Raw genomic sequence first — 16,039 nt, forward strand, 5'->3', positions numbered from 1 at the left:
GTGGTGGGGAGAAACTTCTCACATATTACCAATCAGAACAGTCAAATTGGTTATAATCATGAGATGGCGGTAGAATGACCCGTTTTCAATCCCAACCTAAGTAAAAAAGACAATGAACCTAAGTAATAAACAAAAACAACACCTGAAAGGCTTGGCACATCCGCTAAAACCGGTTGTCATGCTGGGCAATAACGGTCTCACCGAAGGTGTTTTGGCTGAGATCGAACAAGCATTGGCGCATCACGAACTGATCAAGATAAAAGTAGCGACAGAAGATCGCGAAACCAAAGCCTTGATTGTCGAGGCAATTGTTCGTGAAACGGGTGCCGCTAACGTTCAGGTCATCGGCCACACGCTGGTGCTCTACCGTCCTGCGAAAGAACGTAAAATTGTGTTACCACGATAACACTTTTTATTTCAGGATACTCAGTTTTAACGGAAAGGTGCCATGCCTCTCGGTTAGAGAAAAGGCCGCAAGCGGCCTTTTTCTTTTCTTTACAATTTTTGCTGTTTTAATCAACAACCCAGCAAAATTTATAGATATTCGACCTTCAGGATCTCATATTCCACGTCGCCGCCCGGCGTACGGATGACCACAACGTCATCTTCCTCTTTGCCGATCAGACCACGCGCGATCGGGGAATTTACAGAGATCAGATTCTGCTTAAAATCCGCCTCGTCATCGCCAACGATCCGGTAGGTTTGTTCTTCCTCATTATCCAGATTCATCACGGTCACAGTGGCGCCAAAAATAACACGCCCGTTCGCCGTCATCTTCGTGACATCGATAACCTGTGCGTTAGACAGCTTAGCTTCAATGTCTTGAATGCGTCCTTCACAAAAGCCTTGCTGCTCACGTGCGGCGTGGTATTCCGCATTTTCTTTCAGATCGCCGTGCTCACGCGCTTCGGCAATGGCCGCAATAATTTCAGGTCGACGCACAGATTTCAGGTGGTCAAGCTCTTCGCGCAATTTTTCAGCACCACGCAGGGTCATCGGAAATTGTTTCATATTGTCTATACCTCTAAAAAAGTCCGTAAGACTCAAATAATCGTCATCCTGACGCGCTAAAAATCAAAGGCGACGGAGTCTCTGCAACGTGCCAGTCCTCACTGGACATAAAGCAAAAGCAACCAGCCCCGGAACAAAATTTCCAGGCTGGCAGCGGTTTTGCATTTTGATACGTATTTTACCCCAGAGTTCAATGAGGGTCATCGTTTACTTTAGACCTTGTTGCGCCGTAGTATGACCACACGTTACCCCGTTCTTAGCTGAGATTATGCGTTTTTCATCGATTGTTACCGGACTTGCCTGCGCTTTTGTTCTGCATGCCAATGCAGCTTCTGTTGAGGATCATCGCCAATATTTACCAGACGGTGCCAATCTGGCGCTATTGGTACAAAAAGTTGGCTCAACAACACCCAGCATGGCCTTCAATAGCCAGCAAATGGCGCTTCCCGCCAGCACACAAAAGGTGATAACCGCATTAGCTGCATTACTGCAATTGGGTCCAGACTATCGATTCATCACTACGATGGAAAGCCATGGCCCTATCACTAGTGGTATTCTGAACGGTAACCTCATTGTACGGTTTAGCGGCGATCCAACGCTTAAGCGCCAGCAAATACGGAACATGGTGCAGGAATTAAGAAAGCGCGGGATAAAGGAAATCGCCGGGGATGTGTTGATCGACACGTCGGTATTCGCCAGTCACGATAAAGCACCGGGCTGGCCGTGGAACGACATGACGCAATGCTTCAGCGCCCCTCCGGGCGCCGCGATTGTTGATCGTAACTGTTTCTCTGTCTCACTCTACAGCGCGCCTAAAGCGGGTGATAATGCGTTTATCCGCGTCGCCTCCTATTATCCGGTGCAAATGTTCAGCGAGGTCCGTACGCTGGCTAAGGGCTCATCTGATGCGCAATACTGCGAGCTGGATGTGGTACCTGGAGAACTAAATCGCTTTACGCTTACAGGCTGTTTGACTCAGCGCACAGAGCCGCTTCCGCTGGCGTTCGCCATTCAGGATGGCGCCAGCTATGCCGGCGCTATTGTTAAAGATGAGCTACAGCAGGCAGATATACGCATAAAAGGCAGTCTTCGTCGTCAGACGCAGCCAGGGGCAGCGGGGAGCGTGCTGGCTCAGACACAATCAGCGCCACTGCACGACCTGCTCACTATCATGCTGAAAAAATCGGACAACATGATTGCCGATACGGTTTTTCGTACCATTGGACATGAGCGTTTTAGCGTGCCGGGTACATGGCGCGCAGGCGCAGATGCGGTACGCCAGATCCTGCGTCAAAAAGCTGGTGTAGATTTAGGAAACAGCATTGTTGTCGATGGTTCAGGTCTGTCACGACACAACTTGATCTCGCCAGAAACGATGATGCAGGTATTGCAGTACATCGCACAGCACGATAATGAACTGAATTACATCACCATGCTTCCACTTTCTGGCTATGACGGCACGCTGCGTTATCGTGGCGGTCTGCATGAAGCTGGCGTTGATGGCAAGGTTTCGGCGAAAACAGGGGCACTGCAGGGCGTATACAATCTGGCAGGCTTCATTACCACCGCGAGCGGCCAGCGTATGGCATTCGTTCAGTTCCTGTCCGGTTATGCCGTGCCGCCAGAAGACCAACGCGCGCGCCGTGTCCCTCTGGTGAGATTTGAAAGTCGCCTCTACAAAGACATTTATCAGAGCAACTAAAATAAGAATGCGGCCTTACCCTGATGGGATAAGGCCGCAATAAGCGAGAATTAACTAGCAGAAGAACGAATTATTTTTGATAGATAATCTCAACGCCTTCATCATCTTCATCGTCCCAATCATCATCCCACTCTTCTTCGGCTTCTTTTTCTATTTCAGCCAGCTGTTGGCGATGATAGTCATCCCACATGAACTCCACTTTTTCCGGCGCGCTTTCGGCAATCGCCGTCACTTTCGGATTGGCTTTCAGGAAGCTCATCACGTCCCAGCAAAGTGGAGTGACACCTTCACGGTTCGCAGCAGAAATCAGGTAGTATTTCCCTTCCCAGCCAAGTGCCGTCGCAATCTCTTTGGCACGTTTTTCCGCTTCAGCCTTGTCGATCAAATCCACTTTGTTGAAAACCAGCCAACGCGGCTTTTCAGCTAAACCTGCGCCGTACTGCTCTAACTCATTAATAATGATTTTGGCATTTTCAACCGGATCGGACTCATCAATCGGCGCCAGATCAACCAAGTGCAGCAGAACACGGCAGCGTTCAAGGTGTTTCAGGAAACGAATCCCCAGTCCGGCACCGTCGGATGCTCCTTCGATCAACCCAGGAATATCCGCCACAACAAAGCTCTGCTCGCTATCCATACGGACTACGCCAAGGCTCGGCACCAGCGTGGTAAATGGATAATCGGCAACTTTTGGCTTCGCTGCTGATACCGCACGGATGAAAGTCGATTTACCCGCGTTCGGCAGACCCAACATTCCCACGTCAGCCAGCAACAGCAGTTCCAGCGCCAGCTCACGTTCTTCACCTTTCGTACCGCTGGTCTTCTGGCGAGGAGCACGGTTGACGGATGATTTAAAACGCGTGTTACCTAAACCATGCCAGCCGCCTTTCGCGACCATCAAACTCTGCTGATGACGCGTCATATCGCCCAGCACCTCGCCAGTACCCTGATCCAAAACACGGGTACCGACAGGGACTTTAATCGTAATATCTTTGCCGCGCTTACCCGTACAGTCACGGCTTTGACCGTTTTGTCCACGCTCAGCGCGGAAAGATTTTTCAAAACGGTAATCGATCAGCGTGTTCAGGTTTTCGTCAGCCAGCAGATAAACGTCGCCGCCATCACCGCCGTCACCGCCATCTGGGCCGCCGTTAGGAATATATTTTTCACGGCGAAAGCTAACACAACCGTTACCGCCATCGCCTGCCACAACGAGAATTGTGGCTTCATCTACAAACTTCATTGATTCTCTCCGCAAAAAACCAATAGAGAATATCTACGTGTTTTAGGCTTGTTATTGGTTCTTCTTGGCGTAACTTTTTGATTTTACGGCATGTAGCGTAATTCTACCCACCATTAAAAAAACTGACGCACCAGAACGCATTCCAGCAAAGGAGCGGATTGTACCTGCCTGCTCCAATAATTTCATCTGTATTAAAAATAAGCAACACATGCAGAATGTCAAAAGGCGACCACGACCTGCCGCAATACGTGTTTTTTCAGGCTACTTCTGCACCATCAATGGCGGCACAGGTTCTTTCTTGCCAGGAAAGAAGCGATGGCCGATAGCAGAAAACATAGCACCAGCAACCACGACAAAGGCGCCCAGATAGCCAACCCAGTTCAGCACGGGGGCAGCAAAGAAAGTCGGCCACCCTAACGCCAGAAGATCGGAAAACAACAGCGTAAATAGCGGTGTCAACGTAATGACCGCGCTAACCTGCGATGCCTGCCAGCGCGCCATCGCCTCCGCCAACGCGCCATACCCAATTAATGTATTTGCGCCGCAGAATAGCAGGCAGATAAGCTGCCAGTTGCTCAGTTGGAAGATAGCTTCAAGCTTGGTAAAGGGCGTGATGAAGACGACACACAGCACGTACAGCAGAAACAGAATTTGCTGTGAGGTTAGACGCCGCAGCAGCACCTTCTGCGCTACGCCATAGGATACCCATACCGCCGAGGCGCAAACGCCAAGCAGTACACCCAGCGTGTAGTCCGTCAGTCGGGTAAAGATCTCAATCAGGCTGGTATTAAAGAACAAAATCAGGCCACAGATCAGCATGATCGCACCAATGACCTGCGTGCCACGCATCTTTTCCTTTAGGATAAGTACGCTGGCGAACATCATACCAACAGGAGAAAGCTGCCCGATAACCTGAGACGCCGTCGGACTCAGATATTGCAGAGACGAGCTAAAGAAAACAAAATTGCCTAATAACCCAGCTGTTGCAATCAGTAGCAAAACCCACCAACGCCGATGCCGGAAAACCCGCATTGGCGGTAAATTCTTACGGTATGACAGAATAATGCCGAGTCCAATCGAAGCGATAAAAAAGCGATACCAAACAATCGTATAAGGTTCCATCACCACCAGAACCTGTTTCATGGCTATCGGTAGCGCTCCCCAGCAAACTGCCGTAGTCAGCGCCAGACAAAGACCGATCCCCGTCTGCTGTTTAGTATTCATACTTATCCAGATGGTTTACTCAGAATCAGAATGTAAAAAGCCCCGCAAAGAATTGCAGGGCTTGAATCCGTAAGACCTAACGCGAAAAATTATTCAGCAACGATGCTGATATATTTACGGTTTTTCGGGCCTTTAACTTCAAACTGAACTTTACCATCAGTTAAAGCAAACAGAGTGTGGTCTTTCCCGCAACCAACGTTAGTTCCTGCGTGGAATTTGGTGCCACGTTGACGAACGATGATGTTACCAGCCAGTACACTTTCACCGCCAAAACGTTTTACGCCCAGACGTTGTGCATTGGAGTCACGACCGTTACGGGTTGAGCCGCCAGCTTTTTTGTGTGCCATTTAATCCGCTCTCCTAATCTTAAGCGCTGATGCCGGTAATTTTCACGTCAGTGAACCACTGACGGTGGCCTGCTTGCTTACGGTAGTGTTTACGGCGACGGAACTTAACGATCTTCACTTTTTCGCCACGACCATGAGCAACAACTTCAGCTTTGATTTTACCGCCATCGACGAAAGGAACGCCGATTTTGATTTCTTCACCGTTGGCAACCATCAGAACTTGGTCAAACTCAACGGCTTCACCAGTTGCGATGTCCAGCTTTTCCAAGCGAACGGTTTGACCTTCGCTTACTCGGTGTTGTTTACCACCACTTTGGAAAACTGCGTACATATAAAACTCCGCTTTCCGCGCACCCACGATAGTTTTTTAGAGCGCGCTATAAATATTCATAATAGGGCGCGAATTCTACGCAAAAATACTGCGGATGACAAGTGCATAATCAAAGGATGTGAAGAAAAAGAATACAACGTATGAACTGCCGTTTATCTCTCTCATTTTTCAAGTACAATCGGCGCAATAAGTTCCGTCTTGCCGATATGCAACAGCAATCTTACGGCAGTGTTGAAGACATACGTTGGCACAAACCATGAATCTAGAACAAATTACAACATTAACCGCACAGGATATGGCAGCTGTTAATAACGTCATTCTTGAACAACTGAATTCCGACGTCGTTTTGATCAACCAGCTTGGACATTATATCATCAGCGGCGGTGGAAAACGTATACGCCCGATGATTGCTGTGCTAGCCGCCAGAGCCCTCGACTATAGCGGTGATAAACATGTCACCGTGGCTGCATTGATCGAATTTATTCATACCGCAACGCTACTGCATGATGACGTGGTAGACGAATCTGACATGCGTCGGGGGAAAGCAACGGCCAATGCCGCCTTTGGCAATGCCGCGAGTGTATTGGTTGGGGATTTCATCTATACCCGCGCCTTCCAGATGATGACCAGCCTTGAATCGTTACGCGTGCTGGCATTAATGTCAGAAGCAGTAAACGTAATTGCCGAAGGCGAAGTCTTGCAGCTAATGAACTGCAACGACCCGGATATTACTGAAGAAAGCTATATGCGCGTCATTTACAGCAAAACGGCACGTTTATTCGAAGCCGCCGCGCAATCTTCATCCATCCTTGCGGGCGCGACACCAGAGCAAGAAAAAGCGCTTCAGGACTACGGCCGCTACCTGGGCACCGCGTTCCAGTTAATTGACGATCTGCTTGATTACAGCGCAGACGGCAAAACGCTAGGCAAGAATACAGGCGACGACCTCAATGAAGGCAAACCAACGCTGCCACTGCTGCACGCTATGCGTAATGGCAATGCAGAACAGAGTTCGCTGATTCGTCAGGCAATTGAAGAAGGAAACGGGCGTCATCTGCTGGAACCAGTGCTTGCCGCCATGCAGCAATGTGGTTCGCTTGATTATACGCGCCAGCGTGCCGAAGAAGAGGCAGATAAAGCGATTAGCGCACTACAGCAGCTACCGGAAACGCCATACCGTATAGCGCTCGAAGGCCTTGCCCACTTAGCCGTACAGCGCGATTTCTAATCGTGGTGTGAGGTACTTATCTGATTCAATCTAAGTAGCGCTGCCTTGCAGCGCTACTCGTTCGCAGACTAGGCAGTCTGGTCGATGGGGACATCATCCAGCCGAGACAACATCGCTATCGTTCCTTCACGCAAGATGAAATTGATCAGCCGGGTTCGTTCATCAACGGAAAGTTGATGGAAAATATGCACCCACGATGACAGCAGGGTCGGCTCATTATCGATACGATAATATTCTGTTGGCGGGTTCTCTTTTACGAGCAGAGAATTCCTGACCTCGTTCGGCAAACTGCGAATCGAATATTCGACACCGCGCCCTTGAACCCCTTTCCGCCTGCGCTTTTCCCAACCGTCGTCTCGCGCCCGTTTGTTCAGCCCCTGCGGTGACTTCGGCAATCCACCTACGCCAACCAGCTCACTTGTTGCAAACCATTCTTTGTCCATACTCGTCACTCCCTTGTTTGTTTTGAACAGGCATTACGTCAACTCGCCCAAAAGTTTCCATATAATAGACTATAATTACCTAAACCGCTAACTTTTACACGTTACCGGCACACCTAAGTAATAAAGAAATGATTAAATCCAGTGCGATGCTAAAACATCGCAACCAGAGTAATACGGTAAACCGAAAGAAAATGCAGGTTCCTTCTTCACCACAGATTGGCAATTGGAGAGCCCGCTTTCGATGGCTCAGTCAATCTCCATTGATGAGATAGGTTCCTCGTCCGACGGCGTAATACCCAACTGGCTCAGCGTAGACGACACGCCGACGCGAAGAATATAAGCGATTAACTCATCTCTTTCTTTTTCAGATAGTTGCTGATAAATCTGCATCCATACTGCCAAGGCCGCAGGCTGCTTCGCCGAGTAGGCGGAAGGCTCGATTTCGAGTAATAGGGATTTTTTTACCGTATCCGGTAAGCTGTGAATTGAGTACTCCACTCCTCTTCCCTGGACGCCTTTACGGCGACGCTTCTCCCATCCATCCTCACGGGCGCGCTTATTCAATCCTTGTCTTGATTTCGGAAGGCCGCCGACTCCAACCAAATCGCTGGTAGCAAACCACTCTTTTTTCATTGCCTTTCATCCTGATAGTGCCATCCCTAACAAAAACGCGCTCATTTGGAAATTAATTGAGAATTTTAAGGAAAATTAATGCTATATTATTTCCAAATAATAATGTCATGTTAGCTCGGCATATAACTAACATCCGTTATTTATACCACTAATCCACAGTCGTCTTATAGCAAATAAGGGAAGGAATATGATTTTAAGGAAACAAGACTGGCATCCCGCTGATATCATTGCTGCACTGCGCAAGAAAAACACGACGCTGGCGGCAGTATCGCGAGCGGCCGGATTAAGCTCATCTACGTTAGCTAACGCGCTCTCACGCCCCTGGCCCAAAGGGGAATGGCTTATTGCCGATGCGCTGAGTATTCACCCATCAGAGATTTGGCCCAGCCGGTACTACGATCCGGAAACCAATGAGCTTATCGACAGAAAAAAACTCATCCGTCCCGATTAAAAAAGAAAAGCCGGAGATCGACATCTCCGGCTTTTTATTCAACGTCACGTATTACAAGAATCTCAATGATTAATTCTTGATGAACGTCTCGCCTAACTCAATATCCTGCTTCAGCGTATCCAGCATGCTGCTAAGCGCGTTTTGCTCAAAAGCGCTTAATGTGCCGATGTCTTTACGCTCTACGACGCCGTCTTTGCCCAACAGCACCGGCTGAGCGAAGAAGCGGGCATGCTTGCCATCGCTTTCAACGTATGCACATTCCACCACACCGCTTTCGCCTTGCAGCGCACGAACCAGAGACAGGCCAAAGCGCGCAGCAGCCTGACCCATAGACAACGTTGCCGATCCGCCACCTGCTTTGGCTTCAACAACCTCGGTGCCCGCATTCTGAATACGCTTGGTCAGATCGGCCACTTCCTGCTCACTGAAGCTGATACCAGGAACTTGAGACAACAGTGGAAGAATCGTCACACCAGAGTGCCCGCCGATAACCGGCACATTAATATCCTGCGGCTGTTTGCCTTTCAGCTCAGCAACGAACGTGTTGGAACGGATGATATCCAGCGTGGTAACGCCGAACAGTTTGTTTTTGTCATACACACCGGCTTTTTTCAGCACTTCTGCTGCAATGGCAACGGTGGTGTTCACTGGGTTGGTGATAATACCGATACAGGCTTTCGGGCAAGTAACCGCGATTTGCTCAACCAGATTGCGCACAATACCCGCATTGACGTTGAACAGATCGGAACGATCCATACCCGGTTTACGTGCCACACCGGCGGAGATCAGCACGATATCCGCGCCAGCAAGCGCAGGTTTAGCATCTTCACCGCTATAGCCTTTGATCTTCACTGCTGTAGGAATGTGGCTCAGATCGACGGCAACACCCGGCGTGACCGGCGCGATATCGTAAAGGGATAGTTCTGAACCTGAAGGAAGCTGGGTTTTGAGGAGGAGTGCGAGTGCCTGACCGATACCACCTGCTGCTCCGAGAACTGCAACTTTCATCCTAAACTCCTTATTATCGTAAAATAAAAAAGTGCCGTGAATTCATTTGGTTATAAACAGAATATAAAAAATGGGGATAAGATCAGTCTACTCATCGTTCTGCAAATGGCATGAGAGACAAAAATACGCTATGTCTCTAATAATAAATCAAAAACAACCATTCGTTTGAAAGGTAAGTAAAGTTAATAAGCTATTGAGCTATAACGCGGTGTTCATTCACGTGCAATTAACCTGTGCGCTACATTACACCGATCGATGGCGTCCAAACAACATCATTCTGATAACATTTGATTTACTTTTATGTGACGCAGGACGCATTTTTCGGACTCCCCAAAAGGCGAATTTTTTTGAAAACAGCGACTAGCACATATCTGGCGAAATAGATTGGAATTATACGCGATTTAATTGCATAAAAATTCACACAACTGCATAATAGAAGGATTAACCATAACAATTAATCCGGTGCAGAATGCGAAATTCGACAAAACAAGAAGACCTCGTTAAAGCGTTCAAAGCGCTGTTAAAGGAAGAGAAGTTCAGCTCTCAAAGTGAAATTGTTCAGGCATTGCAAGACGAAGGATTTGAAAACATCAACCAATCCAAGGTGTCACGCATGCTGACGAAATTTGGCGCCGTGCGCACACGTAATGCCAAAATGGAAATGGTGTATTGTCTCCCAGCCGAACTCGGCGTTCCTACTACCTCCAGCCCATTGAAGAACCTTGTGCTGGACGTGGACTATAACGATGCGGTCATCGTCATCCATACCAGCCCGGGAGCCGCGCAGCTCATCGCCCGTCTGTTGGATTCACTCGGGAAGTCAGAGGGAATTCTCGGCACCATCGCGGGGGATGACACCATCTTCACCACCCCGGCAAGAGGCTTCAGCGTCAAACAGCTTTACGAAGCTATTTTGGTGCTATTCGAACAAGAGCTGTAACTCCCCTTATCCGCTACCGTTTAATTACTCGTTCTTTACTGAGTATTTTCGCTACGTTTTCTTTGCTACGTGTAGGCACGCCACACGTAGCGATTATTACCAAAACACTCATACCGCAGGCAGTTCAGCCAACGGCCAACGTGGTCGAACGGATACACCCAGCGTCTGACTGGCGCCATGCGCCAGACGTACACTGCCCGCATAGGCAATCATCGCACCATTATCCGTACAGAATTCAGGACGCGCATAAAACACTTCACCACCACGCTTCGCCATCACGTCGCCTAAGCGCTGACGCAGCGTCCGGTTTGCACTCACGCCCCCTGCCATGACCAGTCGCTTAAAGCCCGTTTCATCCAGCGCACGACGACACTTGATAGCCAAAGTATCCACAACGGCATCTTCAAATGCGCGAGCAATGTCGGCACGTGTTTGATCGTCATCGCCATTGCTACGAATCGTATTGGCAGCAAACGTTTTTAGCCCAGAGAAGCTGAAATCCAGACCGGGACGATCGGTCATTGGGCGCGGAAACGTAAAGCGCTGCGAATCACCCGCCTGCGCCATTTTCGACAGCATCGGCCCACCGGGATAATCCAGCCCCAGCAGCTTCGCCGTTTTATCGAACGCTTCACCCGCCGCGTCATCAATCGACTCGCCCAGCAAGCGGTATTCACCAATGCCCGTCACGCTGATGAGCTGCGTATGTCCACCAGAAACCAGCAGCGCCACGAAGGGAAACGCCGGTGGATTATCTTCCAGCATCGGTGCCAGCAAATGCCCTTCCATATGGTGCACAGGAATCGCCGGCACATCCCAGGCAAACGCCAAAGAGCGGCCGACAGTCGCGCCCACCAATAACGCGCCGACCAAACCGGGGCCCGCAGTGTAAGCCACGCCATCGATATCACCAGCCTGCAACCCGGCTTCACGCAGCGCAGCCTGAATGAGCGGCACCGTTTTACGCACGTGATCGCGCGAGGCGAGCTCAGGCACAACGCCGCCGTAATCGGCATGTAATTTCACCTGGCTGTATAACTGATTGGCAAGCAAACCGGTTTCTGTGTCATAAATGGCCACACCGGTTTCATCACAGGATGTTTCGATACCCAATACGCGCATTGCTGTTCCTACTTTGATGACGATACAAGCGCTCGTTGAATGCCGCTTGCTTCAAACTGTGGATAGTCTACCATAAGCGCCCTGATTTCTGCGCTGGCCGTGGTTGGGTGTTTTATGATCACCACAATGCTTTACAAAGGCGTCACGTTTGCAGTAGAATTCCGCACCATTTTGAAAAGGCTGGCACAAGGCCAGCGGCAAACCGAATTTATTGAGGTGAGAGGCACATGCCGGTAATTAAAGTACGTGAAAACGAGCCGTTCGACGTAGCTCTGCGTCGCTTCAAACGTTCCTGTGAAAAAGCAGGCGTTCTGGCTGAAGTTCGTCGTCGTGAGTTTTATGAAAAACCAACGACAGAACGTAAGCGCGCTAAAGCTTCTGCAGTGAAACGTCACGCGAAGAAATTGGCTCGAGAAAACGCACGCCGCACTCGTCTGTATTAATTTTCAGGAGGGTTTCCCTCCAACGCGTGATTAATCCGCAGACTTAGCAGTTGCATACGAAGGCCGTGCTTTCCGTAAGGAAGCGCGGCTTGTTGTCGTTTATAAGCTATATCCAATGTAACCACCTTACAGAAAGATATACATCAGGGGCTTATGGCTGGACGAATCCCACGCGTATTTATTAATGACCTGCTGGCTCGTACCGACATCGTCGATCTCATTGACGCGCGTGTCAAACTGAAAAAGCAGGGCAAAAACTACCATGCGTGCTGTCCATTCCATCACGAAAAAACCCCCTCATTCACCGTAAACGGTGACAAACAGTTCTACCACTGTTTTGGTTGTGGCGCACACGGCAACGCCATTGATTTTTTGATGAATTACGATCGTCTCGAATTCGTTGAAACCATTGAAGAACTGGCCACTCAATACGGCCTCGAAGTGCCTTATGAAAGCGGCACGGGCCCAACCCAGTTAGAGCGTCACCAGCGGCAAAGTCTGTACGAATTGATGGGACAGCTCAGCGGGTTCTATCAACAAGCACTTAGCCAATCAGTCGGTACGCCAGCGTTGCAGTATCTGCAACAGCGCGGTTTAAGCGCAGAGGTTATCAGCCATTTTGCGATCGGCTTCGCCCCGCCCGGCTGGGATAACGTTTTAAAGCGCTTTGGCCGCAATAATGACGACCGCAGCACATTGAACGATGCCGGCATGCTGGTGACTAACGATCAGGGCCGAACGTACGACCGCTTCCGCGAACGTGTGATGTTCCCCATCCGCGACAAACGGGGGCGAGTGATTGCCTTCGGCGGACGAGTATTAGGCGACGGTACGCCAAAGTACCTTAACTCGCCGGAAACAGAGATTTTTCATAAAGGTCGCCAGTTGTACGGCCTGTATGAAGCGCAGCAAAGCCACGCTGAGCTAAAGCGACTCTTAGTTGTTGAAGGCTACATGGATGTGGTGGCGCTGGCGCAGTTTGGTATTGATTATGCGGTGGCGTCGCTGGGTACTTCCACGACAGCCGATCACATTCAGTTACTATTTCGCGCCACCGATCTGGTGGTGTGTTGTTACGACGGAGACCGTGCCGGACGCGAAGCGGCATGGCGTGCGCTGGAAACTGCGCTACCCTATTTGAACGATGGTCGTCAGCTACGCTTTATGTTCCTGCCGGACGGTGAAGATCCCGACACGCTGGTACGTAAAGAAGGCAAAGCCGCCTTTGAACAGCGCATGGAACAAGCCCTGCCGCTGTCGCAGTTTCTGTTTGAGACGCTGCAACAGCAGGTGGATATGAGTTCACCCGATGGCCGTACCAAGCTCAGCACGCTGGCGCTGCCGCTGATAGGTCAGGTACCGGGAGAAACGCTGCGGCTGTATTTGCGCCAGCAGCTCGGCAACAAGCTGGGTATTTTGGACGACAGCCAGTTGGACAGGCTACTGCCTAAAGTGGCAGAGCAGGCGCAACCTTACCAGCCGCCGCAACTAAAAGTCACAACTATGCGTATACTTATAGGGCTTTTAGTACAAAACCCAAGGCTGGCGGTAGAGGTTCCTGACCTTGCGCTGCAAGGGATTGAAGAAGACAAAGTGGCTGGTTTATCGCTGTTTCAGGATTTGGTGAAAACCTGCAACGCCAGCCCTGGAATGAACATGGGTCTGCTGTTGGAAAAATATCGCGACAGCAAGTACCGCAAGCAGCTTGAAACCATGGCTTCATGGAACCATATGATCGTAGAGGAAGAGCTCGATGAGAAGTTCAGAATCAGTCTGGCAGAGCTCTACGATCAGCTGTTGAAACAGCGACAAGAAACATTGATTGCCCGTGACAGAACGCATGGGCTCAACGCCAAAGAAAAAAAAGAGCTTTGGTCGTTGCAACTGGCGTTGACCAGAAAACACTGATACAGAGGCTTAATTGCCGATAAATAGCAGGGTTGAGCCCTGCAAAGAGCCGCTACAGGGGCCGCGGCGATAAGAAAAATACCCCTAATGCTATTGTTAGCGAACTACGCTGACCGACACCAACCCAAATACTCTGAAGTGTGGATACCGTCTTATGGAGCAAAACCCGCAGTCACAGCTGAAGCTGCTTGTCACCCGTGGTAAGGAGCAAGGCTACCTGACCTATGCTGAGGTCAATGACCATCTGCCGGAAGATATCATCGACTCGGATCAGATCGAAGATATCATCCAGATGATTAACGACATGGGCATCCAGGTGATGGAAGAAGCACCGGATGCAGACGATCTGTTGCTGGCCGAAAACACCAATGATGCCGATGAAGATGCGGCAGAGGCTGCTGCGCAGGTTCTATCCAGCGTTGAATCGGAAATTGGTCGCACTACCGATCCGGTTCGCATGTACATGCGTGAAATGGGTACCGTTGAGCTGTTGACGCGTGAAGGCGAGATCGATATCGCCAAACGTATCGAAGACGGTATCAACCAGGTTCAGTGCTCTGTTGCCGAGTATCCTGAAGCTATTACTTACCTGCTGGAACAATACGATCGCGTTGAAGCGGGCGAAAGCCGCCTGTCCGACTTGATCACTGGCTTCGTCGATCCTAATGCGGAAGAAGACATCGCCCCTACCGCGACGCACGTGGGCTCCGAGCTTTCGAACGAAGAAATGGACGATGACGACGAAGAGTCTGAAGACGACGAAGATTCTGAAGACGACAACAGCATCGATCCTGAACTGGCGCGTGAGAAATTCACCGAACTGCGTGATCAATATGAAACCACCCGCAAGGTGATCAAAGAACACGGCCGCAGCCATGCGCTGGCAGTACAGGAAATCCTGAATCTGTCTGAAGTCTTCAAACAGTTCCGTCTGGTGCCAAAACAGTTCGATTTCCTGGTTAACAGCATGCGTTCCATGATGGATCGCGTCCGTACTCAGGAACGTTTGATCATCAAACTGTGCGTTGAACAGTGCAAAATGCCGAAGAAAAACTTCGTCACCATGTTCACCGGCAATGAAACCAACAGCACCTGGTTTGCCGCAGCCATCGCCATGGGCAAGCCATGGTCTGAAAAGCTGAATGATGTTGAAGAAGACGTCACCCGTAGCCTGCAAAAACTGCAACAGATCGAAGAAGAAACCGGTCTGACGATTGAACAGGTTAAAGACATCAACCGCCGCATGTCGATTGGTGAAGCGAAAGCGCGTCGCGCCAAGAAAGAAATGGTGGAAGCCAACCTGCGTCTGGTTATTTCTATCGCGAAGAAATACACCAACCGCGGTTTGCAGTTCCTCGACCTGATTCAGGAAGGCAACATCGGTCTGATGAAAGCGGTAGATAAGTTTGAATATCGCCGTGGTTACAAATTCTCGACCTATGCGACCTGGTGGATCCGTCAGGCGATCACCCGTTCTATCGCCGATCAGGCGCGTACCATCCGTATTCCGGTACACATGATTGAGACGATCAACAAACTGAACCGTATCTCTCGTCAGATGTTGCAGGAAATGGGTCGCGAGCCGACGCCGGAAGAGCTGGCTGAACGTATGCTGATGCCGGAAGACAAGATCCGTAAAGTGCTGAAAATCGCGAAAGAGCCGATTTCAATGGAAACCCCGATTGGTGATGATGAAGATTCACATTTGGGCGATTTCATTGAAGATACGACGCTGGAGCTGCCGCTGGATTCCGCGACGTCGGAAAGCCTGCGTTCTGCGACACACGACGTACTGGCTGGCCTGACCGCTCGTGAAGCGAAAGTCCTGCGCATGCGTTTCGGTATCGATATGAACACCGACCATACGCTGGAAGAAGTGGGCAAACAGTTTGACGTTACACGTGAACGTATTCGCCAGATCGAAGCGAAAGCGCTGCGTAAACTACGCCATCCAAGCCGTTCCGAAGTGCTGCGTAGCTTCCTGGATGATTAATTCATCCCTTAG

Annotated in this window: 17 protein-coding genes; 8 read left to right on the forward strand and 9 right to left on the reverse strand. The window is 50.0% G+C overall.

The genetic code is table 11. The features are described from left to right. The first annotated feature begins 112 nt into the window (after nt 1-112). Nucleotides 113-406, forward strand: a complete 294-nt coding sequence (gene yhbY, locus WCT94_RS02260) for a ribosome assembly RNA-binding protein YhbY (protein WP_010283039.1) — start codon at nt 113-115, stop codon at nt 404-406. Between the two features lie 128 nt (nt 407-534). Here the strand turns inward: yhbY and greA are convergent, their stop codons facing one another. Beyond that, nucleotides 535-1,011 carry a transcription elongation factor GreA gene (greA, locus tag WCT94_RS02265; protein ID WP_012773267.1) on the reverse strand — a complete coding sequence of 159 codons (477 nt, stop codon included), beginning with the start codon at nt 1,009-1,011 and terminating at the stop codon, nt 535-537. 268 nt (nt 1,012-1,279) lie between these two features. Here greA and dacB point away from each other — a divergent pair, with 268 nt between their 5' ends. Continuing rightward, nucleotides 1,280-2,713 carry a serine-type D-Ala-D-Ala carboxypeptidase gene (gene dacB, locus WCT94_RS02270; RefSeq protein ID WP_336867697.1) on the forward strand — a complete coding sequence of 478 codons (1,434 nt, stop codon included), beginning with the start codon at nt 1,280-1,282 and terminating at the stop codon, nt 2,711-2,713. A gap of 70 nt (nt 2,714-2,783) precedes the next feature. Here the strand turns inward: dacB and cgtA are convergent, their stop codons facing one another. From cgtA to rplU, 4 genes are all read right to left on the reverse strand, one after another. Then, on the reverse strand, nt 2,784-3,956 hold the full coding sequence (cgtA, locus tag WCT94_RS02275; protein WP_336867698.1) for an Obg family GTPase CgtA: 1,173 nt from the start codon (nt 3,954-3,956) through the stop codon (nt 2,784-2,786). 261 nt (nt 3,957-4,217) lie between these two features. Further along, the gene (locus tag WCT94_RS02280) at nt 4,218-5,180 is read right to left on the reverse strand and encodes a DMT family transporter (protein ID WP_336867699.1); all 963 of its coding nucleotides are present in this window, start codon (nt 5,178-5,180) and stop codon (nt 4,218-4,220) included. A gap of 89 nt (nt 5,181-5,269) precedes the next feature. Next, entirely contained in the window at nt 5,270-5,527 is a 258-nt protein-coding gene (gene rpmA / locus WCT94_RS02285; protein WP_012773263.1) for a 50S ribosomal protein L27, read from the reverse strand. 19 nt (nt 5,528-5,546) lie between these two features. Then, nucleotides 5,547-5,858, reverse strand: a complete 312-nt coding sequence (gene rplU, locus WCT94_RS02290; protein WP_010283026.1) for a 50S ribosomal protein L21 — start codon at nt 5,856-5,858, stop codon at nt 5,547-5,549. A 256-nt stretch (nt 5,859-6,114) separates the two neighbouring features. Here rplU and ispB point away from each other — a divergent pair, with 256 nt between their 5' ends. Beyond that, complete coding sequence (gene ispB / locus WCT94_RS02295; protein ID WP_180742894.1) at nt 6,115-7,086, forward strand: octaprenyl diphosphate synthase; 972 nt, start codon at nt 6,115-6,117, stop codon at nt 7,084-7,086. 68 nt (nt 7,087-7,154) lie between these two features. On the opposite strand, the gene WCT94_RS02300 is transcribed toward ispB, so the two are convergent. Both WCT94_RS02300 and WCT94_RS02305 read right to left on the reverse strand, forming a co-directional pair. After that, the gene (locus WCT94_RS02300) at nt 7,155-7,529 is read right to left on the reverse strand and encodes a DNA-binding protein (protein ID WP_094433645.1); all 375 of its coding nucleotides are present in this window, start codon (nt 7,527-7,529) and stop codon (nt 7,155-7,157) included. Between the two features lie 246 nt (nt 7,530-7,775). After that, complete coding sequence (locus WCT94_RS02305; protein WP_261845506.1) at nt 7,776-8,162, reverse strand: DNA-binding protein; 387 nt, start codon at nt 8,160-8,162, stop codon at nt 7,776-7,778. Between the two features lie 187 nt (nt 8,163-8,349). Between WCT94_RS02305 and WCT94_RS02310 the strand changes: the two genes are divergently transcribed. Then, nucleotides 8,350-8,613: a helix-turn-helix domain-containing protein gene (locus WCT94_RS02310; RefSeq protein ID WP_180742891.1), complete on the forward strand. Its 264-nt coding sequence runs from the start codon at nt 8,350-8,352 to the stop codon at nt 8,611-8,613. 69 nt (nt 8,614-8,682) lie between these two features. Here the strand turns inward: WCT94_RS02310 and mdh are convergent, their stop codons facing one another. Further along, the gene (gene mdh / locus WCT94_RS02315) at nt 8,683-9,621 is read right to left on the reverse strand and encodes a malate dehydrogenase (protein ID WP_012773259.1); all 939 of its coding nucleotides are present in this window, start codon (nt 9,619-9,621) and stop codon (nt 8,683-8,685) included. 469 nt (nt 9,622-10,090) lie between these two features. On the opposite strand from mdh, the gene argR reads away from it, so the two are divergent. Then, a complete protein-coding gene (argR, locus tag WCT94_RS02320; RefSeq protein WP_012773258.1) occupies nt 10,091-10,561 on the forward strand; it encodes a transcriptional regulator ArgR in 471 nt (156 codons plus the stop codon). Between the two features lie 108 nt (nt 10,562-10,669). Here the strand turns inward: argR and tsaD are convergent, their stop codons facing one another. Continuing rightward, complete coding sequence (tsaD, locus tag WCT94_RS02325; protein WP_181847054.1) at nt 10,670-11,683, reverse strand: tRNA (adenosine(37)-N6)-threonylcarbamoyltransferase complex transferase subunit TsaD; 1,014 nt, start codon at nt 11,681-11,683, stop codon at nt 10,670-10,672. 227 nt (nt 11,684-11,910) lie between these two features. Between tsaD and rpsU the strand changes: the two genes are divergently transcribed. The 3 genes from rpsU to rpoD all read left to right on the forward strand — a co-directional run bounded on the left by rpsU (nt 11,911) and on the right by rpoD (nt 16,027). After that, nucleotides 11,911-12,126: a 30S ribosomal protein S21 gene (gene rpsU / locus WCT94_RS02330; protein WP_001144069.1), complete on the forward strand. Its 216-nt coding sequence runs from the start codon at nt 11,911-11,913 to the stop codon at nt 12,124-12,126. Between the two features lie 153 nt (nt 12,127-12,279). Next, a complete protein-coding gene (dnaG, locus tag WCT94_RS02335; RefSeq protein WP_336867703.1) occupies nt 12,280-14,034 on the forward strand; it encodes a DNA primase in 1,755 nt (584 codons plus the stop codon). Between the two features lie 154 nt (nt 14,035-14,188). Next, nucleotides 14,189-16,027 (forward strand): RNA polymerase sigma factor RpoD, encoded by a 1,839-nt coding sequence (gene rpoD / locus WCT94_RS02340; protein WP_336867704.1) that lies wholly within the window; start codon nt 14,189-14,191, stop codon nt 16,025-16,027. The last annotated feature ends 12 nt before the right edge of the window (nt 16,028-16,039 follow it).

Source organism: Pectobacterium sp. 1950-15, assembly GCF_037136835.1.
Taxonomy (GTDB): domain Bacteria; phylum Pseudomonadota; class Gammaproteobacteria; order Enterobacterales; family Enterobacteriaceae; genus Pectobacterium.